This window comes from Allokutzneria oryzae (assembly GCF_042429765.1).
Lineage (GTDB): Bacteria > Actinomycetota > Actinomycetes > Mycobacteriales > Pseudonocardiaceae > Allokutzneria > Allokutzneria oryzae.
The window spans coordinates 215,282-238,338 of sequence record NZ_JBHLZU010000011.1 but is presented as its reverse complement, the minus strand read 5'-3'; the positions used below and the strand labels follow the sequence as shown (position 1 = coordinate 238,338).

General features: G+C 70.0%; 22 protein-coding genes. 3 read left to right on the top strand and 19 right to left on the bottom strand.

What is annotated here, in order from left to right:
* Positions 1-8: 8 nt before the first annotated feature.
* From ACFFQA_RS15060 to ACFFQA_RS14970, 19 genes are all read right to left on the bottom strand, one after another.
* Positions 9-1,595, bottom strand: coding sequence for an NADH-quinone oxidoreductase subunit M (locus tag ACFFQA_RS15060; protein ID WP_377852557.1), 1,587 nt, complete (start codon positions 1,593-1,595; stop codon positions 9-11).
* Positions 1,592-3,505 (bottom strand): NADH-quinone oxidoreductase subunit L, encoded by a 1,914-nt coding sequence (nuoL, locus tag ACFFQA_RS15055; RefSeq protein WP_377852650.1) that lies wholly within the window; start codon positions 3,503-3,505, stop codon positions 1,592-1,594. Before nuoL ends, ACFFQA_RS15060 begins: the two co-directional genes overlap by 4 nt.
* 64 nt (positions 3,506-3,569) lie before the next feature.
* The gene (nuoK, locus tag ACFFQA_RS15050; protein WP_030427335.1) at positions 3,570-3,869 is read right to left on the bottom strand and encodes an NADH-quinone oxidoreductase subunit NuoK; all 300 of its coding nucleotides are present in this window, start codon (positions 3,867-3,869) and stop codon (positions 3,570-3,572) included.
* Positions 3,866-4,711, bottom strand: a complete 846-nt coding sequence (locus tag ACFFQA_RS15045) for an NADH-quinone oxidoreductase subunit J (RefSeq protein ID WP_377852556.1) — start codon at positions 4,709-4,711, stop codon at positions 3,866-3,868. Before ACFFQA_RS15045 ends, nuoK begins: the two co-directional genes overlap by 4 nt.
* Positions 4,708-5,256, bottom strand: coding sequence for an NADH-quinone oxidoreductase subunit NuoI (gene nuoI, locus ACFFQA_RS15040; RefSeq protein WP_377852555.1), 549 nt, complete (start codon positions 5,254-5,256; stop codon positions 4,708-4,710). The genes ACFFQA_RS15045 and nuoI overlap by 4 nt, the downstream gene beginning before the upstream one ends.
* Positions 5,243-6,619 carry an NADH-quinone oxidoreductase subunit NuoH gene (gene nuoH / locus ACFFQA_RS15035; protein WP_377852554.1) on the bottom strand — a complete coding sequence of 459 codons (1,377 nt, stop codon included), beginning with the start codon at positions 6,617-6,619 and terminating at the stop codon, positions 5,243-5,245. Before nuoH ends, nuoI begins: the two co-directional genes overlap by 14 nt.
* Positions 6,616-9,081 (bottom strand): NADH-quinone oxidoreductase subunit G, encoded by a 2,466-nt coding sequence (locus ACFFQA_RS15030; protein WP_377852553.1) that lies wholly within the window; start codon positions 9,079-9,081, stop codon positions 6,616-6,618. Before ACFFQA_RS15030 ends, nuoH begins: the two co-directional genes overlap by 4 nt.
* Positions 9,078-10,379, bottom strand: a complete 1,302-nt coding sequence (nuoF, locus tag ACFFQA_RS15025) for an NADH-quinone oxidoreductase subunit NuoF (RefSeq protein WP_377852552.1) — start codon at positions 10,377-10,379, stop codon at positions 9,078-9,080. The genes ACFFQA_RS15030 and nuoF overlap by 4 nt, the downstream gene beginning before the upstream one ends.
* Before the next feature lie 7 nt (positions 10,380-10,386).
* Positions 10,387-11,097 (bottom strand): NADH-quinone oxidoreductase subunit NuoE, encoded by a 711-nt coding sequence (gene nuoE / locus ACFFQA_RS15020; RefSeq protein WP_377852649.1) that lies wholly within the window; start codon positions 11,095-11,097, stop codon positions 10,387-10,389.
* Positions 11,098-11,135: 38 nt separating this feature from the next.
* Entirely contained in the window at positions 11,136-12,449 is a 1,314-nt protein-coding gene (locus ACFFQA_RS15015; RefSeq protein WP_377852551.1) for an NADH-quinone oxidoreductase subunit D, read from the bottom strand.
* Positions 12,446-13,198: an NADH-quinone oxidoreductase subunit C gene (locus ACFFQA_RS15010; protein WP_377852550.1), complete on the bottom strand. Its 753-nt coding sequence runs from the start codon at positions 13,196-13,198 to the stop codon at positions 12,446-12,448. The genes ACFFQA_RS15015 and ACFFQA_RS15010 overlap by 4 nt, the downstream gene beginning before the upstream one ends.
* Positions 13,199-13,203: 5 nt before the next feature.
* Entirely contained in the window at positions 13,204-13,755 is a 552-nt protein-coding gene (locus ACFFQA_RS15005) for a NuoB/complex I 20 kDa subunit family protein (RefSeq protein ID WP_030427326.1), read from the bottom strand.
* 3 nt (positions 13,756-13,758) lie between these two features.
* Positions 13,759-14,124 carry an NADH-quinone oxidoreductase subunit A gene (locus ACFFQA_RS15000; RefSeq protein WP_377852549.1) on the bottom strand — a complete coding sequence of 122 codons (366 nt, stop codon included), beginning with the start codon at positions 14,122-14,124 and terminating at the stop codon, positions 13,759-13,761.
* A 289-nt stretch (positions 14,125-14,413) separates the two neighbouring features.
* Positions 14,414-15,100, bottom strand: a complete 687-nt coding sequence (locus tag ACFFQA_RS14995) for an ESX secretion-associated protein EspG (protein WP_377852548.1) — start codon at positions 15,098-15,100, stop codon at positions 14,414-14,416.
* Positions 15,101-15,276: 176 nt separating this feature from the next.
* Positions 15,277-16,047 carry an ESX secretion-associated protein EspG gene (locus ACFFQA_RS14990; protein WP_377852547.1) on the bottom strand — a complete coding sequence of 257 codons (771 nt, stop codon included), beginning with the start codon at positions 16,045-16,047 and terminating at the stop codon, positions 15,277-15,279.
* A gap of 282 nt (positions 16,048-16,329) precedes the next feature.
* Positions 16,330-17,625, bottom strand: a complete 1,296-nt coding sequence (locus ACFFQA_RS14985; RefSeq protein WP_377852546.1) for a geranylgeranyl reductase family protein — start codon at positions 17,623-17,625, stop codon at positions 16,330-16,332.
* 77 nt (positions 17,626-17,702) lie between these two features.
* On the bottom strand, positions 17,703-18,395 hold the full coding sequence (locus ACFFQA_RS14980; RefSeq protein WP_377852545.1) for a demethylmenaquinone methyltransferase: 693 nt from the start codon (positions 18,393-18,395) through the stop codon (positions 17,703-17,705).
* Between the two features lie 23 nt (positions 18,396-18,418).
* Positions 18,419-19,525 (bottom strand): glycosyltransferase, encoded by a 1,107-nt coding sequence (locus ACFFQA_RS14975; RefSeq protein WP_377852544.1) that lies wholly within the window; start codon positions 19,523-19,525, stop codon positions 18,419-18,421.
* A gap of 102 nt (positions 19,526-19,627) precedes the next feature.
* Positions 19,628-20,758: a glycosyltransferase family 4 protein gene (locus tag ACFFQA_RS14970; protein ID WP_377852543.1), complete on the bottom strand. Its 1,131-nt coding sequence runs from the start codon at positions 20,756-20,758 to the stop codon at positions 19,628-19,630.
* Between the two features lie 233 nt (positions 20,759-20,991).
* On the opposite strand from ACFFQA_RS14970, the gene ACFFQA_RS14965 reads away from it, so the two are divergent.
* The 3 genes from ACFFQA_RS14965 (at position 20,992) to ACFFQA_RS14955 (ending at position 22,796) form a co-directional block, all read left to right on the top strand.
* Entirely contained in the window at positions 20,992-21,825 is an 834-nt protein-coding gene (locus ACFFQA_RS14965) for an inositol monophosphatase family protein (RefSeq protein ID WP_377852542.1), read from the top strand.
* A gap of 91 nt (positions 21,826-21,916) precedes the next feature.
* Entirely contained in the window at positions 21,917-22,300 is a 384-nt protein-coding gene (locus ACFFQA_RS14960) for a hypothetical protein (protein WP_377852541.1), read from the top strand.
* A gap of 121 nt (positions 22,301-22,421) precedes the next feature.
* Entirely contained in the window at positions 22,422-22,796 is a 375-nt protein-coding gene (locus ACFFQA_RS14955) for a hypothetical protein (protein ID WP_377852540.1), read from the top strand.
* Positions 22,797-23,057 lie beyond the last annotated feature (261 nt).

The window sequence follows — 23,057 nt, the reverse complement described above, 5'->3', positions numbered from 1 at the left end:
CGTTCACGTCACTTGTTGCCTTCCTGCGCGACAACCGGGTCGGTCACGCCGGCCTCGGTCATCGTCGCCGTGACGGACGGGGTGATCACGTCCAGGACCGGCTTCGGGTAGACGCCGAGGCCGATGATCAGTGCCACCAGGGGGGCCAGCACGATCAGCTCGCGGCGGGAGAGGTCGGCGACCTTGGACTTGAGGGTCTCCGACTCCGGGTCGGTCGCCGTTCCGGGACCGCCTGCCAGGCCGACCAGCGCGTTGCCGCGCACCGGGCCCTGCATGACCTGCTGGTAGGCCCGCAGCACGTACAGCGCGGCGAGCACCATGCCGACCGAGGCCAGGATGGTGAACACCGGCTCGTTCGGGAAGGAGCCGACCAGCACCAGGAACTCGCTCACGAAGGAGTTGGTTCCCGGCAGCGCGAGCGAGGACAGACCGGCGACCAGGAACAGCCCGCCCAGCACCGGGGTCAGCTTCGCCATGCCGCCGTAGTCGGCGAACTCCCTGGAGCCGCCGCGCGCCATGACCATGCCGACGACCAGGAAGAGCATGCCGGTCGAGATGCCGTGGTTGACCATGTACAGCACCGAGCCGGAGATCGACTGGCTGCTGAAGGCGAAGATGCCCAGCGCGATGAAGCCGAAGTGGGCGATCGAGGTGAACGCCACGAACCGCTTCATGTCGCTCTGGCCGAAGGCCAGGAACGCGCCGTAGAGGATGCCGATCACGGCGAGCACCAGGACCAGCGGGGCGAGCTGCTTGCTGGCCTCCGGGAACAGCGAGAGGCCGTAGCGCAGGAAGCCGAAGGTGCCGACCTTGTCCAGCACGCCGACGAGCAGCACACCGACGCCGACCGGGGCCTCTGCCGCCGAGTCCGGCAGCCAGGTGTGCAGCGGGACCAGCGGCGCCTTGATGGCGAAGGCCACGAAGAAGCCGAGGAACAGCCAGAACTGCGCGGTCGGCGAGAGGTCCTTGGAGATCTCCGCCAGCTTCGCCCACTCGAAGGTGCCCTTGCCGAGCACGTTGGCGCTCGCCACGTACACGCCGATCACCGACGCCAGCATGATGAGGCCGCCGAGCAGCGAGTACAGGAAGAACTTCATCGCGGCGTAGGTCCTGCGCGGTCCGCCGAAGCGGCCGATCAGGAAGTACGCCGGGATGAGCATCGCCTCGAAGAAGACGTAGAACAGGAAGACGTCCGTGGCGGCGAAGACGCCGACCATGAAGGTCTCCATGACCAGGATCAGCGACAGGAAGCCGCCGAGGGTCCGGCCCTCTGGCAGCTTGTCCTCCCAGGACGCGCCGATCACGATCGGCACCAGGAAGGCGATCAGCGCGATCATCACCAGCGCGATGCCGTCGATGCCGAGCGCGAAGTTGACCCCGAACTGCGGGATCCACTCCACCGAGGTGGTCAGCTGCAGCCGGGCGCCGTTCGCGTCGAAGGCGATCCAGGCGAACACCGCGAGGACCAGCTCGGCGAGGGAGAAGCCGAGCGCCGTCAGCTTGGCCAGCTTGTCGTTGTTGCGCAGCAGCGCGACGACGACACCGCCGACCAGCGGCAGGAAGAGGAGTGCCAGCAACAAGAATCCGCTGTTCACGCGAACCTCACCACCAGCATGGCCGCGATCACGAGGACCGAACCTCCAAGCATGCTCAGGGCGTAGGAGCGAACGAACCCGGTCTGGGTCCGGCGCAGCACGCTGGAGCCGCCGCCGAGCACCGTGGCGGTGCCGGTCACGACGCCGTCGACGCCCTTGTTGTCCAGCACCAGGAAGGCCCTGGTGAGCAGCAGGCTCGGCTTGACGACGAGCCAGTCGTTCAGCGCGTTGGTGTACAGGTCGGCGCGGGCGGCCCGCACCGGCCACGCGGCGGCGGGGCGCTCGACCGGGACCCGGACCGACTTGCGGCCGAAGATCACCCAGGCGACCAGCGCGCCGAGCGCCGACAGCGCCACCGTCAGGATCGGCACCACCGAGTGCGGCAGGACGCCGTGCTCGGCCTCCTGCAGCTCACCCAGCGACGGGGCCAGCCAGCCCGCGAGCAGGTCGCCGTTGCTGAGCAGGAAGCCCGCGAACACCGAGCCGAAGGCGAGGATGATCATCGGGATGGTCATCGACTTCGGTGACTCGTGCGGGTGGTAGTCCCTGCCGTCGGCCGACTTCAGCTTCTCCCAGCGCTTCTCGCCGAAGAAGACCAGCAGCATCAGGCGCGTCATGTAGAAGGCCGTCAGCGCCGCGCCGAACACCGCGGCACCGCCGAAGACCCAGCCGCGCCAGCCCTCCTGGCCGAAGGCCGCCTCGATGATGGCGTCCTTGGAGTAGAAGCCGGACAGGAACGGGAAGCCGATCAGCGCCAGGTAGCCGAGACCCCAGGTGACGAAGGTGATCGGCATCTTCTTGGCGAGGCCGCCCATCCGGCGGATGTTGCCCTCGTCGTTCATGCCGTGCATCACCGAACCGGCGCCGAGGAACAGCCCGGCCTTGAAGAAGCCGTGGGTGAGCAGGTGCATGATGCCCAGCGCGTAGCCGAACGGGCCGAGGCCGACCGCGAGGATCATGTAGCCGATCTGGCTGACCGTCGAGTACGCCAGGACCTTCTTGAAGTCGTCGTAGGCGCAGCCGATCACACACCCGATCAGCAGCGTCAGCGCGCCGATGATCGTCACGACCAGGCGGCCGTCCGGGGTGAGGTCGTAGATCGGGTTGGCCCGCGCGATCAGGTAGACACCGGCGGTGACCATGGTCGCGGCGTGGATGAGGGCCGAGACCGGGGTCGGGCCCTCCATCGCGTCCGGGAGCCACGCCTGGAGCGGGAACTGGCCGGACTTACCGCAGGCGCCCAGCAGCAGCATCAGCGCGATGGCAAGCACCACGCCGCCGGAGAGCTCCCCGGCCCGCTCGAAGACCTCGGTGTACTGGGTGGTGCCGAGGTTGGCGAACATCAGGAAGATCGCCACCGCCAGGCCGATGTCGCCGACCCGGTTCATCAGGAACGCCTTCTTGGCCGCCTCCGCCGCGGCGGGCTTGTACTGCCAGAAGGAGATCAGCAGGTAGGACGCGAGACCGACGCCCTCCCAGCCCAGGTACAGCGTCACGAAGCTGTTGCCGAGGACCAGGACCAGCATCGCGCCGACGAACAGGTTCAGGTAGGCGAAGAACTTGCGCCGGTTGTCGTCGTGGCTCATGTAGCCGATCGAGTAGATGTGGATCAGCGAACCCACACCGGTGATCAGCAGCACGAACGTGACCGACAGCGGGTCGAGCCGGAGACCGAAGTCGACCTTGAGCGCCTCGACCGGGATCCACGAGAACAGGCTCACCTCGCGGACCCGCTGCTCGGGGTCGAGGCCGACGACGGAGAAGAACAGCGCGAGGCCGTAGCCGAACGCCGCGATCACCATCGCGCTGCCGAGCAGGTGGCCCCAGCGGTCCGTGCGGCGCCCGCCGATCAGCAGGATCGCCGCGCCGAGCAAGGGCAGGGCCACCAGGAGCCACGCGTACTGCGCGATGCCCTCGGCGGCCAGCACCCGGGCGGGCTCGGCAGCCAGATACGTACTCGTCACCTCTGGCCCCTCAGTACTTCAGCAGGTTCGCGTCGTCGACCGAGGCCGACCGGCGCGTCCGGAAGATGGACATGATGATCGCCAGTCCGACGACGACCTCCGCGGCCGCGACGACCATCACGAAGAACGCCATCACCTGGCCGTCGAGGCCGCCGTTGATCCTGGCGAAGGTGACCAGCGTCAGGTTCACCGCGTTGAGCATCAGCTCCACGCACATGAAGACCACGATGGCGTTGCGCCGGACCAGCACGCCGACCGCGCCGATGGTGAACAGCAGCGCCGACAGCAGCAGGTAGTAGGTGGGGGTCACTTGTCGCCCTCCTTACCGGTGAGTGCGTGCGCGTCGGGTCCGGGCACGCTGCCCGTGACCTCGGCGACGTCGGAGTCCAGCGCCTTGCGCGAGGTGGCCTCGATGAGCTCGGAGACCGACTCCGGGGCGACCGAACCGTCCGGCAGCAGCGCGGGGGTGGCCACCGAGTTGGCGGTGGCGAAGACGCCGGGGCCGGGCAGCGGCGAGACGCGGTCGTGCTCGCCGCGGAAGCGCATGTCGGCCAGCTCCCGCTGCGTCTTGCGCTCGGTGTGCTTGCGGTCGACGAAGGCCAGCACCATCGCGCCGAGCGCCGCGGTGATCAGCAGCGCCGAGGTCAGCTCGAACGGGAAGACGTAGTCGGTGAAGACCGCGCGCCCGATGTTGCCGACGTTGCCACCGTTGGTGGTGTTGGGCCCGGCAAGGCCGCGCGCCGGCACGTCGGTCAGCGACCGGGCCAGCGCGGAGACCATCAGGACACCGAAGCCGATGCCGAAGAGCGCGGCGGCGAACCGCTGGCCGCGCAGGACCTCGACCACCGAGTCGGAGGCGTCCCTGCCGACCATCATCAGCACGAACAGGAACAGCATCATGATCGCGCCGGTGTAGACGATGATCTGCACGAACCCGAGGAACGGGGCCTGCTGGACCATGTAGAGCACACCGAGGCCGAGCATGGTCAGCACCAGCCACAGCGCGGAGTGCACCGCGTTGCGGGAGAAGAGCATGCCGAGCGCGCCCGCGAGTGCGAGCGGTCCGAGGATCCAGAAGGCGACGGCCTCGCCGGTGGTCACCTCGCCCGCGGTCGCGGCGCCCGCCTGCGCGAGAAAGAGCGCGGTGTTCACGCCTTGGCCCCCTCGCCGCCTTCGGTGGCGGGCTGCTGGCGAGCCAGCTCCGGACCGTTGACGTAGTAGTCGGTCTCGTTCTCACCAAGGCGCATCGGGTGCGGCGGCTGCTCCATGCCTGGCAGCAGCGGCGCGAGCAGCTGCTCCTTGGTGTAGATCAGGTTCTGCCTGCTGTCGTCGGCCAGCTCGTACTCGTTGGTCATGGTGAGCGAGCGGGTCGGGCAGGCCTCGATGCACAGGCCGCAGCCGATGCACCGGAGGTAGTTGATCTGGTAGTCGAGGCCGAAGCGCTCACCGGGCGAGTAGCGCTCCTCCTCGGTGTTGTTGCCGCCCTCGACGAAGATCGCGTCCGCCGGGCAGGCCCACGCGCACAGCTCGCAGCCGACGCACTTCTCCAGCCCGTCCGGGTGCCGGTTGAGCTGGTGCCGACCGTGGTATCGCGGCGCGGTGACCTTCTTGACCTCGGGGTACTCCTCGGTGACGACCTTCTTGAACATGGTTCCGAAGGTCACGCCGAAGCCCTTGACGGGATCAAACATCCCCATCGCTGGCCTCCTTCTCACCCTTGGACGACGCCTCTGAGTCACTGCCCGCGGGGGTCGTGTCGGGAACGTTCGGGGAGTGCTGCTTGCCGGTGAGCTCCCCGCTGGAACCCGCACCGACCTTGGCCTCGACCGGGGCCGCCGCCTTGCGCTTGGGCGGCTTGGGCACGCTCAGGTCCAGCGGCGGCACCGGGAATCCGCTGTGCGCCATGGGGATCTGCGGCCCCTCGTCGACCTTGCGGTCGGGGATGAGGAAGGCCACCACCAGCAGCACGACCAACAGCCCGCCCCCGATGTAGAGCACCTGCTCCGGGGTGACGCCCTGGTTGCGGATGGTCTTGATGGTCGCCACCGCGACGATCCAGACCAGGCTGAACGGCACCAGGAACTTCCAGCCCAGCTTCATGAACTGGTCGTAGCGGTAGCGGGGCAGCGTGCCGCGCAGCCAGATGAAGCCGAACAGGAAGGCCAGGGTCTTCAGCAGGAACCAGACCAGGCCCAGCCAGCCGTCGTCGATCCACGGGACCGCGGTCGCCAGCCCGAAGGGCGCGTGCCAGCCGCCGAGGAACAGCGTGGTCGCCAGCGCGGAGACGGTGACCATGTTGATGTACTCGGCGAGGAAGAACAGCGCGAACTTCAGCGACGAGTACTCGGTGTGGAAGCCACCGACCAGCTCCGACTCGGCCTCGGGGAGGTCGAAGGGAGCGCGGTTGGTCTCACCGACCATGGAGATCACGTAGATCACGAAGCTGACCGGCAGCAGCAGCGCGAACCAGCCGTTCTGGTTCTGCGCGTCGACGATGCCCGCGGTGGACATCGTGCCGGAGTACATGATCACGGCGACGATGGACAGACCCATCGCGATCTCGTAGGAGATCACCTGCGCTGCCGAGCGCAGCGAGCCGAGCAGCGGGTACGGCGAGCCGGAGGACCAGCCCGCGAGCACGATGCCGTAGACACCGAGCGAGGAGCAGGCCAGCACCACCAGCACGCCGACCGGCAGGTCGACCAGCTGGAGCGCGGTCTGGTGGCCGAAGAGGTTGACCTCGCCGCCGAGCGGGATGACCGAGAACGCCAGGAAGGCGGGCACACAGGAGATCACCGGTGCCAGGAAGAACACCCACTTGTCGGCCAGCACGGGCCGGATGTCTTCCTTGAACGCCAGCTTGAGGCCGTCCGCGAGGGACTGCAGCCAGCCGCCGGGGCCGACCCGGTTCGGGCCGGGGCGCTGCTGCATCCGCCCGACGACCTTGCGCTCCCAGTTGATCATGAACAGGGTCAGCAGGACCAGCAGGGCGAAGATGCCGACGACCTTGATGATCGTGATCCAGATCGGGTCGTCCGCGAGCAGTTCGGGAGTACTCACGCGTTCCCTCCGTCAGCAACCGTCACGGTCACGACCGAGCCGTGGCCCGCGCCGAGGGTGCGGCGCACGGTGGACGGCCCGGAGTTCCCTGGCAGCCACACCACGCCGTCGGGCAGGTCGGCGACCGCGAGCGGCAGCGTGATCGCGCCGCGCTCGGTCCGCACGGTGACCTCGGCGCCATCGGCGGCGCCGAGCTTGGCCGCGGTCTCCGCCGAGAGCCGGGCGACCGCGGGGCGGGCGGTGCCAGCCAGGTTCGGCTCGCCGTCCTGGCCCCGGCCGTTGTCCAGCATCCGGGTCCAGCTCGCCAGCACCGCCTGACCGGCGGCGGCCTTGGCGGCGCCGGTGCCCGCCACGGCAGGCGCGGCGGGGCGGGTGCCCCGGTACTCGCCGATGCGGGCCAGGTCACCGGCCGCGGCGGCCGGGGTCTGGGTGAACAGGTCGGCGTCCATCTCCACCGCGAGGGTGTCGAGCACCCGGCAGTCCGGCACCACGTTCGGCACGGACAGCCCCGGCTCGAAGGAGCGGCTGCGGCCCTCCCAGTTCAGGTAGCTGCCGCCGCGCTCGACGGCCGCCGCCACCGGCAGCACCACGTCGGCACGGGCGGTGACCGCGGACTCGCGCAGCTCCAGTGAGACCAGGAACCCGACCGCGTCGAGAGCCTTCTCGGCGAGCTCGGGGTCCGGCAGGTCGTCGGGGTCGACACCGCCGACGACCAGCGCCGCGAGGTCACCGGACGCTGCAGCGGCGAGGATGCCGTCGAGGTCGCGACCGGGCTGCGCGGGCAGCGCGCCGGAGTCCAGGCCCCAGGCCAGCTCGATCTCGGCGCGCGCGGCCTCGTCGGCGACCGGGCGACCACCCGGCAGCAGCGTCGGCACCGCGCCGACCTCGACCGCGCCCCGCTCACCTGCGCGACGCGGGACCCAGGCGAGCTTGGCGCCGGTGGTCTCGGCGAGCCGGGTGACAGCGGAGAACAGGCCGGGGATCTCGGCGGCGCGGACGCCGACCAGGATCACCGCGTTGTCCGAGCCGAGCGCCTCGCGGACGTCGGCGCCGTCGGCGTGCGAGCCCAGCGCGTCGACCGCCGCGGCCTCGGCACCCGGCGTGCAGGCCAGCAGCTGGCCGAAGGACTTGCGCACGCTGGAGGTCGTGTACTGGCCGAGGTGGAAGATCTTGGTCTTGTTCTTGCGGGCCGCCTTGCGCAGCCGCAGGAACAGGATCCCGGCCTCTTCCTCGGGCTCCAGCGCCACGCACAGCACGGCGGGCGCGGACTCGATGCCCTGGTAGGTCACGCCGTTCTCGGGCGTGGTGCCCACGACGCGCGCGGCGAGGAAGTCCAGCTCCTCCGCGGAGTGCGGCCGGGACCGGAAGTCGATGTCGTTGGTGCGCAGGGCGACCCGGGCGAACTTCGAGTACGCGTAGGCGTCCTCGACGGTCAGCCGACCACCGGGCAGCACACCGACGCCGCCGTTGTCGCGGGCCTTGGCCAGCCCCTCGGCCGCGACGCGCAGCGCCTCGGTCCAGGAGCTCTCACGCAGCTCACCGGTCTCCGCGTCGCGCACGAGCGGGCGGGACAGGCGGTCGGCCTGCGTGGCGTAGGTGAAGGCGAAGCGGCCCTTGTCGCACAGCCACTCCTCGTTCACCTCCGGGTCCTCACCGGCGAGGCGGCGCTGCACCTTGCCGCGGCGGGTGTCGACGCGGGTCGCGCAGCCGCCCGCGCAGTGCTCGCACACGCCCGGCTTGGAGACCAGGTCGAACGGGCGGGAGCGGAACCGGTACGCGGCGCTGGTGAGCGCGCCGACCGGGCAGATCTGGATGGTGTTGCCGGAGAAGTAGCTCTGGAACGGCTTGTCGTCGGCGACACCGATCTGCTGCATCGCGCCGCGCTCGAGCAGGTCGATGAACGGGTCACCGGCGATCTGCTCGGAGAAACGGGTGCAGCGCTGGCAGAGCACGCAGCGCTCGCGGTCCAGCAGGACCTGGGTGGAGATCGCGATCGGCTTGACGAAGGTCCGCTTCTTCTCCTCGAAGCGGGAGTCCGCGCGGCCGTGCTTGAGCGCCTGGTTCTGCAGGGGGCACTCGCCGCCCTTGTCGCAGATCGGGCAGTCCAGCGGGTGGTTGATCAGCAGCAGCTCCATCACGCCCTGCTGCGCCTTGTCGGCGACGGGCGAGGTGAGCTGCGTCTTGACCACCATGCCGTCGGCGACGGTCATCGTGCAGGACGCCTGCGGCTTCGGCATGGGCCTGCCGCCCATCTCCACCTCGACCAGGCACTGGCGACAGGCGCCGGCCGGTTCGAGGAGGGGGTGGTCGCAGAACCGCGGGATCACGGTGCCGAGTCGCTCGGCCGTGCGGATCAGCAGTTCGCCCTTGGGCGCCACCACATCGACACCGTCGATGGTCAGGCGCACGTGGCCTTCGGGTACCGGCGGCAGGTCCTGGTTCTTCTCAGGAGCCGTGGTCATGAGCTTGCTCCCGCCAGCTCGGGCTGCGCAGCGGCGTTCTGCTGCTGGCACAGCTCAAGGAACTCGTGCTTGAAGTACTTGATGGCACTGGTGATCGGGCTCGTCGCACCGTCGCCCAGCGCGCAGAAGGACCGGCCGAGGATGTTGTCGCAGATGTCGAGCAACGTCTCGATGTCCGAGGGAGAGCCCTCACCGCGCACCATGCGCTGCAGGATCTGCGTCAACCAGAACGTGCCCTCGCGGCAGGGGGTGCACTTGCCGCAGGACTCGTGCTTGTAGAACTCGGTCCACTTCATGACCGCCCACGGCACGGACACGGTCTCGTTGAAGATCTGCAGCGCGGTGGTGCCCAGCATCGAGCCCGCCTGCGCGCAGCCCTCGAAGTCCAGCGGCACGTCCAGGTGCTCCGCGGTGAACATCGGGGTGGAGGAGCCGCCCGGCGTCCAGAACTTCAGCGGGATGCCGTCCTTCATGCCGCCCGCCATGTCCAGCAGCTCGCGCAGCGTGATGCCCATCGGGGCCTCGTACTGGCCGGGCTTCTCCACGTGGCCGGAGAGCGAGAAGATCTTCGGCCCCGGCGACTTCTCCCGCCCCATCGCCCGGAACCAGTCGGAACCGCCGTTGACGATGTAGGGAACAGAAGCGATGGTCTCCACGTTGTTCACCACAGTGGGCGACGCGTAGAGGCCCGCCGTCGCGGGGAACGGAGGCTTGAGCCGCGGCTGGCCACGACGCCCTTCGAGGGAGTCCAGCAGCGCGGTCTCCTCGCCGCAGATGTACGCGCCGGCGCCGGCGTGCACGACGAGGTCGAGGTCGAAGCCCGAGCCGAGGATGTTCTTGCCGAGGTACCCGGCGGCGTAGGCCTCCTGGACCGCGGCGTTGAGGCGGCGGATGCAGTGCAGGACCTCACCGCGCACGTAGATCGCGCAGAAGTTCGCGCGGATCGCGAACGAGGTGATGATGCAGCCCTCGATCAGCGAGTGCGGGTCCGCCATCATCAGCGGGATGTCCTTGCAGGTGCCCGGCTCGCCCTCGTCGGCGTTGATGACGAGGTAGTGCGGCTTGCCGTCGCCCTGCGGGATGAAGCTCCACTTGAGGCCGGTCGGGAAGCCGGCACCGCCGCGGCCGCGCAGGCCGGACGCCTTGACCAGCTCGATCAGCTGGTCCGGGTGGGCCTTGAGCGCCTTCGGCAGGGCGGTGTAGCCCTCCAGCTGCTCGTAGGTGTGCCGGGTCCACGAGTTCGGCGACAGCCAGCGCTTGGTCAGCACCGGTGTCAGCACGTGGTTGTTCTCCGTCATCACGCCCTCACTTCTTTTCCGGCAGCGCGGGCAGCGGCGCGTCGTCGGGCATGGACGGCGCGGTCCAGCCGCGCTCCTGGGCGAGCTTGGCGCCCCGCACGGTCTCGATCGACGCGGACGGACCGTCGTTGTCGCCGTCGCGCCCCTCGAAGAAGCCGGCCAGCTGGAGCTCGGCCTGCTTGAAGTCCGTCAGCGGCGCACCGCGGGTGGGGGCGGGCTTCTCCCCCTTGCGCAGCTTCTCGACCAGCTCCGAAGCGGACTCCGGGGTCTGGTTGTCGAAGAACTCGTAGTTCACCTGGAGCACCGGGCCGAGGTCGCAGGCCGCGAGGCACTCGGCGTGCTCCAGCGTGATCGAGCCGGGAGTGCCGGGCTCGCCGGCGGTCTCCTCGTGGCCGAGCGGCTTGCCGTCGGTGCCCAGCTGCTCGCGCAGCTTGGCGTAGATGGCGTCACCGCCGAGCGCGGCGCACAGCGTGTTGGTGCAGACGCTCACCAGGTGCTCGCCGCAGGGACGGCGCTTGTACATGGTGTAGAACGTCGCGACCGCGCTGACCTCGGCGGTGGTCAGGTCGAGCTGGGCGGCGCAGAAGGCGATGCCCGCCTGGCTGACGTGCCCCTCAACCGATTGCACCAGGTGCAGCATCGGCAGCAGCGCCGAACGCGCCACCGGGTAGCGCGCGATGATCTGCTGCGCCTTCCCGACGATGTCCTCGCCGAACATGCTGATGTCCACAGTGGACTGCTCAGGCCGAGTAGTTGTCACCGGTCCACACCACCCATCACCGGGTCGATCGAGGCAACCGCCGCGATGACGTCGGCGACCATGCCGCCCTCGCTCATCACCGGCATCGACTGGAGGTTCACGAAGCTTGGTTCGCGCACGTGGACGCGCAGTGGCCTGGTGCCGCCGTCGGAGACGAGGTGGTAGCCCAGCTCGCCGCGCGGGGACTCGATCGGCACGTAGACCTGGCCCGGCGGCACGTCGAAGCCCTCGGTCACCAGCTTGAAGTGGTGGATCAGCGACTCCATCGACTGACCCATGATCTTGCGGACGTGCTCCAGCGAGTTGCCCATGCCGTCGGAGCCGATGGTCAGCTGCGCGGGCCAGGCGATCTTGGCGTCCTCCACCATCACCGGGCCGGGCTCCAGCTTGTCGAGGCACTGCCTGACGATCTTGAGCGACTCGTGGATCTCGGCGAGACGGATCTTGTACCGCGCGTAGCAGTCGCCGTCGTTCTCGGTCGGGACCTCGAAGTCGTACTCCTCGTAACCGCAGTACGGCTCGACCTTGCGCAGGTCCCACGGCAGGCCGGCGGAGCGCAGGATCGGACCGGTGAGGCCGAGCTGCAGGCAGCCGTCGAGCGGCACGTAGCCGACGCCCGACAGCCGGTTCTTCCAGATCGGCTGACCGGTGAGCAGCTTGTCGTACTGGGGAAGGCGGGAGTCCATGACCTTGATGAAGTCGCGGATCTTCTGCTCGTAGCCCTCCGGCAGGTCCTGCGCGATACCGCCGGGCCGGATGAACGCGTGGTTCATCCGCAGGCCGGTCAGGAACTCCAGGAGGTGCAGGACCTCCTCGCGCTCGCGGAAACCGGCGGTCATACCGGTCAGCGCGCCGAGCTCCATACCGCCGGTGGCCAGGCAGACCAGGTGCGAGCTGATGCGGTTGAGCTCCATCAGCAGCACGCGGATCACCTGGGCGCGGCGCGGGGCCTCGATGCCCAGCAGCTTCTCGACCGCCATGCAGTAGGCCGCCTCGTTGTGCAGCGGCGCCAGGTAGTCCATCCGCGTCACGAAGGTGACGCCCTGGGTCCAGGTGCGGTACTCGGTGTTCTTCTCGATGCCGGTGTGCAGGTAGCCGATGACGGCGCGGCCCTGCGTGACGACCTCGCCCTCCAGCTCCAGCACGAGGCGGAGCACGCCGTGCGTGGACGGGTGCTGCGGACCCATGTTGATGACGACGCGCTCGTCGTGGGTGGCGTCGGCGAGGACGTCGTCCCAGTCGCCGCCGCTGACCGTGTAGACGCGGCCCTCGGTGGTCTCGCGGGAGTCCGCGTAGGCGTCGTGGCTCATGAGTAGGACCTCCGCTGGTCCGGCGGAGGGATCTCCGCGCCCTTGTACTCGACCGGGATGCCGCCGAGCGGGTAATCCTTGCGCTGGGGGTGTCCGTCCCAGTCGTCCGGCATGAGGATCCGGGTCAGCGCGGGGTGGCCGTCGTAGACGATGCCGTACATGTCCCACGCCTCCCGCTCCTGCCAGTCGGCGGTCGGGTAGACACCGACGACGCTGGGGATGTGCGCGTCATCGATGTCAACGGCCACCTCGAGGCGGATGCGGCGCCGGTAGGTCATCGAGGTCAGGTGGTAGACCGAGTGCAGCCGCTGCGGAACGTCGACGCCGTAGTCCACGCCCGACACCGAGCTGCACAGCTCGAAGCGCAGGCCCGCGTCGTCACGCAGCAGGGTGCACAGTTCGACCAGGTCCTCGCGGCGCACGTAGAAGGTGATCTCGCCGCGGTCCACGGTGATCTGCTGGACGGCCTCGGCCGGGACGCCGTGCTCGGCCATCGCCGCGGCCAGCTCGTCGACGAACTCGTCGAACCAGCCGCCGTACGGGCGCTCGGCGGGGGCGGGCACGTGGGCGGGCAGCCGCAGGCCGCCGAAGCCGGAGGTGTCACCGGAGCCGCTGATGTTGAACATGCCCTTGCGGGCGCGACCGGCGACGACCCCGCCGCGGTCTGCGTGCTCGCCGAACACGGCGGGCTGAGCGGCAGCCTGGTCGGCGTCGTAGCCGCCGACCGGCTTGTCGTCCGCGCTACTCATCTCGCTCACTTCTTCTTCGCGTAGCGGACCGAGGACGGGATCAGCTCGGTGCGGTGGCCGGCCTCGGCCAGCAGCGCGGCCCGCTTGGGCCCGAGCGGCTCGTCCATGATCTTGGCGTGGATCTTGAGGATCGCGTCGATCAGCATCTCCGGCCGCGGCGGGCAGCCCGGCAGGTACATGTCGACCGGGACCACGTGGTCCACGCCCTGCACGACGGCGTAGTTGTTGAACATGCCGCCGGAGGAGGCGCAGACGCCCATGGCGAGCACCCAGCGGGGCTCGGGCATCTGGTCGTAGATCTGCCGCAGCACCGGGGCCATCTTGTTGCTGACCCGGCCCGCGACGATCATCAGGTCGGCCTGGCGCGGTGATGCGCGGAAGACCTCCATGCCGAAGCGCGCCAGGTCGTACCTGGGCGCGCCGGTGGTCATCATCTCGATCGCGCAGCACGCCAGACCGAAGGTGGCGGGCCACAGCGAGGACTTGCGGGTCCAGTTGACCAGCTTCTCGACGCTGGCCAGCAGGACACCGTTGGGGAGCTTCTCTTCAAGACCCATTGCTCAGCTCCAGTCCAGGCCGCCGCGGCGCCACACGTACGCGTAGGCGAACCCGACGGTCATGATGAACAGGGCGATCTCCACCAGGCCGAACAAGCCCAATGCGTCCGCGGAGACCGCGAACGGGTAGAGGAACACCATTTCGATGTCGAACAGAATGAACAACATCGCCGTCAGGTAGTACGCGACGGGCATCCGGCCGCCGCCGACGACCGGCTGGGGCGAGGGCTCGATCCCGCACTCGTAGGCGTCCAACTTGGCCTTGTTGTACCGGCGGGGGCCGATGAACGGCGCCGCCGTGACCGAGAAGACCGCGAAGCCCGCGGCCAGGACGAACATGAGTACGAGGGGGATGTAAGGCTGGAGCACTCTCTCCGCCGTCCTTTCCTCATCCGCGCTCGTCAACAGCCCTAGTCAGGCCGCTGCCAGGGGCACTCTAAGGGTGTCTCTGAACCGCTTCGGTAGTTAGGCGCACCTAACCTGTAGCGGGCTTGTGAACTGCTTCACAAGTACCTCGCGCAGGAGTGTAGGTCGTGGCAACCACGCCTGCCGGACGGGGTCAGCGGGGTTCGACCGTCCGGACTACACGTGCGCGCCCGTGACCTGCGCGGCGAAGTTGATCTAGGTTCCGGCGCGGGGCCCGCGAACCGAGGGCGGGCTACCCGAGCAGCCCGCGGAGCTGGGCGAGCAGCGCGGCCGGACCGGCGGGGGTGAGCGTCAGCTGACCGTCGGCCGTGGTGATCGAGTACCGGCCGTCCGGGGTGTCCAGCCAGGTCACCGGAACCTCGGAGACCCGGGTCCCGATCCGGTCACCGCAGCGCGAGAGCGAGGTGGCCCTGCCGAAGGCGGTGGCGGTCGAGTACACGTCGAAGAACTCCCCCGGCGCCCGGTCGTCCTCGGCGGCGGCGCGGGGCTCCGGCACGAGGGCCGCCGCGCGCTCCGGAACGGCGGCCAGGGCGCTTTCCGCGAGCCGCGCGGGGTCGATCCAGGTCAGCCGCACCTCATCGCCCCGCAGGACCGCGCACAGCCCCTCCGCGCCCCGCACGAAGCAGCCCACGCGGGTCTGGCCGGTCTCGTCGGCGAACACCAGCGCCAGCTCCACGTCGAAGTCGGCGATCACGCGCAGCGCCCCGGCCAGCTCGGGGCCGACCCGCGTGCCGTTGCCGAGCCCGTGCTCGCCGAGCCAGCTCCCGGTGCGCTCCCGCCCCTGCTCGGAGTGACCGAGCACCACCAGGGGGAAGGGCATGACACCGAGTCCGAGCAGGTTCCAGCACGCCTCGTACACCGGTGCGGGGATCGGCGGCAGGTTCGCTCGGCGCAACGCGGAGAGGGACACGGTGGACACCCCAGCCTCGGGCTCGGACTTTCAGTGGCTCAACGACCAGGAACGCGGGGAATGGCCCGCGACGACATACCGAAGGGAATGCAACCCTGGCAAGGCTCTCCACACAAGCACCGAGAACCGATCGGGCGAATCGCGCGGCCGCTACTTGGGTATGTGCCGGAATCCGCGGGGTGTTACTACGAGAAACGCCCGCTGAGCAGGCCGGAGAGGTGCCGGGAAACGGTTCCGGAACTCGCGGCGGCCAGGGACATCCAGCCGTCTGAGTGCGTGACCGCGTAACGGCCTTCCGGGGTGTCCAGCCAGGTCACGGGCGACTGCGCGACCAGTTTGCAGCTGCGCGGCGTCGACGGGCGCAGAGCGCTCGCCTGACCGACAGCGGTTGCGGTCGCGTAGATGCCCAGGAAGCGTTCCGCGTCCACGCGACCGGTCTCCCGGATCACCCCGGAGCGCTCCCAGTGCCGCCCGGCGCGGGCCAGGTCGTCGGCCGCGACGCGCACCGGAGAAGCCGTGCCGGGGCCGTACTCGGGCACGACGGCGAGCGCGCTGGCCGCGAGCAGCTCGGTCTCGATCCACCGCAGCTCGACGGTGTCGGCGCGCAGCACCGCGCGCAGCGCCCTGCCGCCCCTGGCGAAGCTGCCGATGCGGGTCTGCACCTCGTGCTCGGTGTAGACGACCGCGAGCTCCATGTCGAAGTCGGCGATGGTGCGCAGCGCCTCGGTCAGCTCGGGGCCGATCCGGTGCTCGTCGCCGAGGTCGTGCTCGCGCAGCCAGTGCGCGGCGCGCGCCTGCACGGCGCTGTGGTCGTCCGGGTCGTCCGAGGTGCGCAGGACCACGAGCGGGAACGGCATCACGCCCAGCCCGAGTCTCGCCCAGCAGACCTCGTAGACCGGCGCGGGAATCGCGGGCAGCGAGGTCCTCACCGTGTACGTCTGGGAAGTGCTCGTCATGGCACTCAGCACAGTGACCTTCTCCAGGCTCGACTATGTCGTGAGGAATTACCTACCACGACAATCGCTCGGAGCCCTCATGTCGTTTCGAGATCCGATTCACACGAATGGTCCCTAGCGGGCGAAGAGCGCCGCGATGACCAGGGGAAATCCACACGTGATAATTGCACTATGGAAAGTCGGCGAGCGTATGCCCAAACGACGACATCCTAGCTTAAGGAAGATTTGAGATAAGCGAGGCGACGATAAGGGGCGGCGAGCGCCGCCCCTTATCCAGAGTTCTCAGGCGCTGGGCGCCAGCCTGACGGCGGTCGCGACCAGCTTGTCCATCGCGTCGCCGTCCTTGGGGTCGTATAGCCCGGCCAGCGTCTTGAGCACCAGCTTCATCAGCCCGTCCATCGGCAGGCCGTACTTGGTGGCCGCCTTCATGATGTGCGGGTTGCCGATGAGCTTGCTGAAGATGTTGCCAAGCCGGTAGTAACCGCCGAGCGCCTGCTTGATGGCCACCGGGTAGCGGCCGAGGGCGCGCTCGCGGCTGGGGCCCTCAGCGCGGGCGAGTGCGTGCACGACGCACTCCGCCGCGATGCGCGCGGACTCCATGGCGTAGGCGATGCCCTCGCCGTTGAACGGGTTGACCATGCCGCCGGCGTCGCCGACGAGCAGCAGGCCGTTGCGGTAGTGCGGAGTGCGGTTGAAGCCCATCGGCAGCGCGGCGCCGCCGACCTTGCCGATCGCGTTGGCGTCGCGGAAGCCCCACTCCTCCGGGGTGCCGTCGAGCCAGGACTTCAGCAGCGCGCGGTAGTCGGTCTTGCCGTACGCCTTGGAGGTGGACAGGATGCCCAGCCCGACGTTCACGGTGCCGTCGCCCATGCCGAAGATCCAGCCGTAGCCGGGCAGGAGCTTGGGGTCGGCGGGGTTGCCGCGGTCCCACAGCTCCAGGTGCGACTCCAGGTAGTCGTCCTTGGTGCGCGGGCTCTCGTAGTAGCGGCGGACCGCGACGCCCATCGGGCGGTCCTCGCGCTTGTCCAGGCCCACGGACAGCGCGAGCCGGGCGGAGACCCCGTCACAGGCCACGATCAGCGGAGCGCGGTAGCTGACCGGCTTCTTGTCCGGACCGGTGACCGCCTTGACGCCGATGACCCGGCCGGTGCGCTCGTCGGTGATGGCCGACTGCACGGTGGTCTGCTCCAGCAGCCGCGCGCCCGCGTGCTGGGCGGTGCGGGCGAGCATCTCGTCGAAGTCCTGGCGCGGCCGCACGACGCCGTAGGGCGGGAAGGTGGCCAGGTCCGGCCAGTCCAGCTCGATGGTCCGGCCGCCGCCGACGACGCGCAGGCCGCGGTTGTGCAGCCAGCCCGCCTTCTCGGTGGTGTCGATGCCCAGGTCGATGAGCTGCTTCACACCGCGCGGGGTGAGCCCGTCGCCGCAGACCTTCTCCCTGGGGAAGGAGCTCTTCTCCAGCAGCAGCACGTCCAGGCCTGCCCGCGCCAGGTAGGTGGCGGCGGTGGATCCGGCCGGACCCGCGCCGACCACGATGACCTCGGCGTCCTCGCCCGGACGACGGCGGCTTGACGTGATCATGGGTCTCCTTGTGAAAGCGTTCACGAACTGGGTCCGAGTCTAGGCGAGCGAGCGCGGGGTGTCCGCGCGCTCCCGGCTCAGGGTTTGACAGCGCGGTGCAGCGCGACCACGCCGAGGCTCAGCGGCCGCCACGCCACGTCCGTCCACCCGGCAGCGGAGATGATCTCGGCGAGTTCTCGCTGGCCAGGCCAGGCGCCCATGGACTCGGAGAGGTAGCGGTAGGCCTCCGGGTTGGACGAGACCGGGCGGGCCAGCAGCGGCAGCACCCGCAGCCCCAGCCGCTGGTAAAGGAACCGGAACGGGCGAAACTCGGGTTGAGAGACCTCACAGATGACCATGCGCCCGCCGGAGCGCACGACCCTGGCCATCTCCCGCAGCGCGGCCTCGGTGTCGACGAAGTTGCGCAGCCCGAAGGAGACGGTGACCGCGTCGAAGGCGTTGTCGGCGAAGGGCAGCCGCATGGCGTCCGCGGCGACCATCGGCACCTCGCGGCCGATCTCCCTGCCCTGCTCCAGCATGCCGAGGGAGAAGTCGGCGGCCACGCACCACGCGCCCGAGCCGGTGTACTCGACGGTGGAGACCGCCGTGCCCGCCGCGAGGTCGAGCACCCGCTCGCCGTGCTTGAGGTCGAGCGCGCGGGCGGTGCGGACGCGCCAACGCCGGTCGAACCCGGCTGTCATGACGGAGTTCGTGCGGTCGTAGCCACGGGCCACGCCGTCGAACATCTCGGCGACCTCGCGTGGCTTCTTGTCCAAACCGGCCCTGACCATGCCCTGAGCCTACGGAACGGCGCTCAGCGCAGTGCGTCGAGCATGCCGTCGACGGCGGCCGACCACGGGAAGCGCTCGGCGCGCGCGCGAGCGGCAGCGCGGCGCTCCGGCTCGGGGATCGACAGCACGCGGCCGACCGCGTCGGCGAAGGCCGCCGGGGTGTCGGAGGCCGCGACCGCGCCGGAGGCGGAGTCGACGATCTCCGGCAGCGCGGAGGAGGCGGAGACGACGACCGGCGTGCCGGAGGCGAGCGCTTCGAGGGCGGCGAGGCCGAACGTCTCGTGCGGACCGGGGGCGAGCGAGATGTCCGCCGTGGCAAGGAGATCGGCCACCTCGGCGCGCGAGTCGAGGAAGCCGAGGAAGGTCACGGGCAGCCCGTCGGCGAGCGCTTCGAGCGCCCGCCTGCGCGGCCCGTCGCCCGCGATCACCAGCCGCACCCGGTGCCCCCTGCGGTGCAGCTCGCGCACGGTCTCGACGCTGCGGTCGACGTGCTTCTCCGGCGACAACCGTCCACAGTGGACGAGCAGCGAGTCGGCGTCGCCGATCAGCCGGGCGTGCAGCGAGTCGTCGTAGTTGCCGGGGTCGAAGGTGTCGAGGTCCACACCCAGCGGGACCTGGCGCAGGTTCGCGGTGCCGATCCGGTCGAACTCCGCGCGGGCGAAGGCGGTGGTGCACACCACGTTCGCGAAGCTGCGGGCCATCCAGCCGTTGGCGACGTCGGCCGCCCACCGCGCGGCGGCGGGCGGCAGCAGGAACTGTTCGAGGATCCGGTCGAGCCGCTCGTGCGAGATCACCACGCTGGACGCGCCGTTGCGGCTGGCCCACCGCCCGAGCCCGCGCAGCGTCGCGCGGTCGGAGACCTCGATCGCGTCCGGCTTCAGCCGGTCCAGCAGCGCCCGCACCCGGAACGGGTCCAGCACGCGGTAGCCGCCCATCCCGGGCACGGTCGGCCCGTAGAGCGTGATCCGCCGGACCCCTCCCGGCAGGTCCTCGACGGCGCGCCTCGGCCCTGGGACGACGAGGACGACCTGGTGCCCCCGCGCCACGTACCCCGGCCCCAGGTGGTTCAGCGCCGTCCGCAACCCACCAGAACGAGGCCCGTAGAAGTTCGCCAGCTGGACGATCCGCATGCTCCGAGCCTCCCAAACCCCGACTCCCCGGCCATTCGCGGGCTTATGGACCGTTTTGAGAGCGCGCACACGTCCATAAGCCCGCGAATGGCGGAAGTGGGGTTATGCGGCGGTGGTGGTGGGGTGGGGGATGTTGGCGATCTCGACGTAGTGGTCGAGGAGCTGGTCGCAGATGACGGGCCAGGTCCGGGCCAGGACCGAGCGGCGGGCCGCCTCGGCGAAGCGGGCGCGGGTGGCCGGGTCGGCCAGGGCCGCGATGCCCTCGCGGAGGCCCTGCTCGAACTCCGCCGCGTCCCACGCGGGCAGCAGGTAGCCGGTGCGGCCCGGCTGGACCAGGTCGCGCGGGCCGCCCGCGTCCGGGGCGAGCACCGGCAGGCCCGATGCCAGCGCCTCCTGGACGGTCTGGCAGAAGGTCTCGAACGGGCCGGTGTGCACGAACAGGTCCAGGCTGGCGTAGGCCGTCGCCAGCTCCTCGCCCTCGCGCATGCCGAGGAAGGCCGCGTTGGGCATGGCCTTGCGCATCGCGTCCAGCTCGGGGCCGTCGCCGACCACCACCAGCTGCACTCCCGGCATGTCGTGCGCGGCCTGGAGCCGGTCCACGCACTTCTCCAGCGCGAGCCTGCCCACGTAGCCGACCAGCAGCTCTCCGTTGGGGGCGAGGCGGGCGCGCAGGGCCTCGTCGCGTCGGGACGGGTGGAACCGGTTCACGTCGACGCCACGGGCCCAGTGGTGCACGCGGGGGATGCCGTGCTCGCCGAGCGCGTCCACGGCCCAGCTCGACGGCGCCAGGGTGCGGTCGGCCATGCCGTGCAGCCAGCGGGTCCAGCGCCACGCGGCGCGCTCGGCGAGACCGAGGCCGTAGGTCCCGGCGAAACCGGCGACGTCGGTCTGGTAGATCGCGATGGTCGGCAGGCCGAGCTTGCGTGCGGCGACCATGCCGCGCATGCCCACGATGAACGGCGAGGCCAGGTGCACCACGTCGGGGTTGAACTCGCGCAGCGCCTTGACCACCTTGCGGCTGGGCACGCCGATCGGCTGGGCCTTCAGCACGGGCAGCTGCACCTCGGGCAACCGCACGACGGGGTAGCCCGCATACTCGTCAGGACCGCTGCCGGGAGCGATCACCATCGCCTCGTGACCGTTCCGGCGCAGGTGCTCCAGCACCCGCAGAACGGAGTTGGTGACTCCGTTGACGTGCGGGAGGAAGCTCTCGGTCACGATCGCTACGCGCACGGCTCTCACACTGCCCACCTTTTCAGCCCCGCGTCCGCCCGTCGCATGAAGGGTCGCCGAACCGCGGGAGAAGTCCTGGTTCGCGGGGCCGCCAACGCGGCGGCCACGGCTCGGGCACCGCGTGGACGCCCACCTATGCAGAGACGTCTGACCCGCACTTTTGGTCTGGTGATCCTCACCACGTCACCTCGGTTTCGCGCTGCGGACACCGTTGCCGGTCACGCTCGGACGGCATGACGGCCTTGTCTTCCCAGCAGGCGCCCGCGCTCGAACCGGCCCTGCTCTCCCGCGCGCTGGAGGTGGCGGGGCGACTGGCCAACGACGCCGCCGACGTGATCACCGCGACCGCGGGGCGGGACGTGCGTCCCGACACCGACGACTCCCCCTTCGACTGGGTGACCGACACCGGCCGCACCCTGGAGCGGCACACCCGCCGGGTACTCGCCGCGGAGTTCCCCGGGGTCCCGGTGATCGGCGAGGAGTCCGGGGCGGGAAAGCTGCCGGTGGCCGCCTCCACCGAGTACCGCTGGGTGGTCGACCCGGTGGACGGGACGATCAACTACGTGGCGGGCATCCCGTGGTGCTCCTACAGCCTGGCGCTGATCGACCGGTTCGGCCCGGTGGTCGGCGTGGTCGCCGATCCCTACCGCGCGCAGATCTACGCGGCGGCGCGCGGGCGGGGTGCCCGGGCCAACGGCACTCCGGTGCGGCTGGCACCGCGACCGGAACTGACCGGAGGGGTGGTCTGCACCGAGCTGAGCCGGGGCGGGATCTGGCCGGGGATGGCCGCATTCACCGAGCGCGCCGGACGGGCCAGGGTCGCGGTGCGGGTGCTCGGCTCGACGGCGCTGGCCATCGCCCAGGTCGCGCTCGGCCACGCGGTCGGAGCCGTGCTGCACGACTACGAGGAGTGGGACGTGGCCGGGGCGATCGCACTGGCCACCGAGGCGGGCGCGGAGGTGCTCGACCGCACGGGCCGCCCGCACCCGATGCCGACGGGCGGGCTGCTCGTCGCGGCCCCGGAGGTCGCCGAGGAACTCCTGTCGTGGTGGCGGGACAGCGCGTAGCCGTTCGGCGGGCACTACCCCGTTCGGCCCAATACGCTCGCCGCGTCACTGTCCCCGCCAGCCACCACATGACAGCGAGAAAGGTCTTCCGGTGTTTCTCAAGAATGCGACCCGCCGAGCCTTGATCAGCGTCATCGGTGCCGCCGCGGCGACGGCGACGCTGGTGACCCCGGCCCAGGCGGGAATGCGGGGCTGCAACGACATCACGTGCATCGCCATCAACGGCAGCGGCCTGACGGTGGAGTCGGTCACGGCCTCGCTGACCTGGCGGAGCCGCTTCTACGGCCACTTCCACATCTGGGGCGGCGGCATCGACCTCAACACCCGCACGGACACCTGGAGCCACCCGAACAGCTACACCCTGACGGTGCGACGCGACCTGCCCAACCGGTCCGTGGTGTGCGTCGAGGGCTGGGAGCACTACGGCGGCGAAATGCGCTCACTCGGCAGGCCCTGCGGCGAGATCAAGTTCTGACAGCGGCCGTTGAGTCCCGCTTAGCGGGCATTGAGCCGGAATTGAGCAGTCCGGAAACCGCGAGAAATACGCTTGGAATCGTGGCATTCGCCACCCCTCACCCTTCTCCGAAAGGTCTTCCATGCGTTTCCGGAACGCGGTTCGTCGCAGCCTGGTCAGCCTCGCGATCGCGGCGGGGGCGACGGCCGCACTCGTCGCCCCCGCCAACGCGGGCATGGGCGGGTGCAACCGCGACGTGTGCATCACGATCCTCGGCAACGGGCTCCGCGTCGACTCCGTCACCGCCCGCCTGGCCCACGGCGTCAGCTTCACCGGCCACTTCCACATCTGGGGCGGCGGCATCGACTTCACCACCCACACCCAGAACTGGAACGGCTCCAACGCCAGCTACCGGCTGAACGTGGGGCGCGACCTGCCCAACGGCTCCGTCGTGTGCGTCGAGGGCTGGAGCGGCGGCCGTTCTCTCGGCAGGCCCTGCGGCGAGATCAAGTTCTGAGCTGTGAACGACGAAGGGGCGCCCCGATGCGGGGCGCCCCTTTCGCTGTCGTGGTCAGCCCGCGCCCCGCACCACGGTGGTCGCGATCTTGTTGACGATCAGGTGACCTTCTGCCCCTGCTGCGCCGGGGACTTGTAGCCGGTCACGGTGAACGCGTAGCCGGTGTCCTCGATCAGCAGGTGGTACTAGCAGTAGGTCTTCGGCTCGGCGGGAGGTGCTGTGCGTTCGTGGCCCCGGAAAGTCTTCTCCGGGCCGGAACCA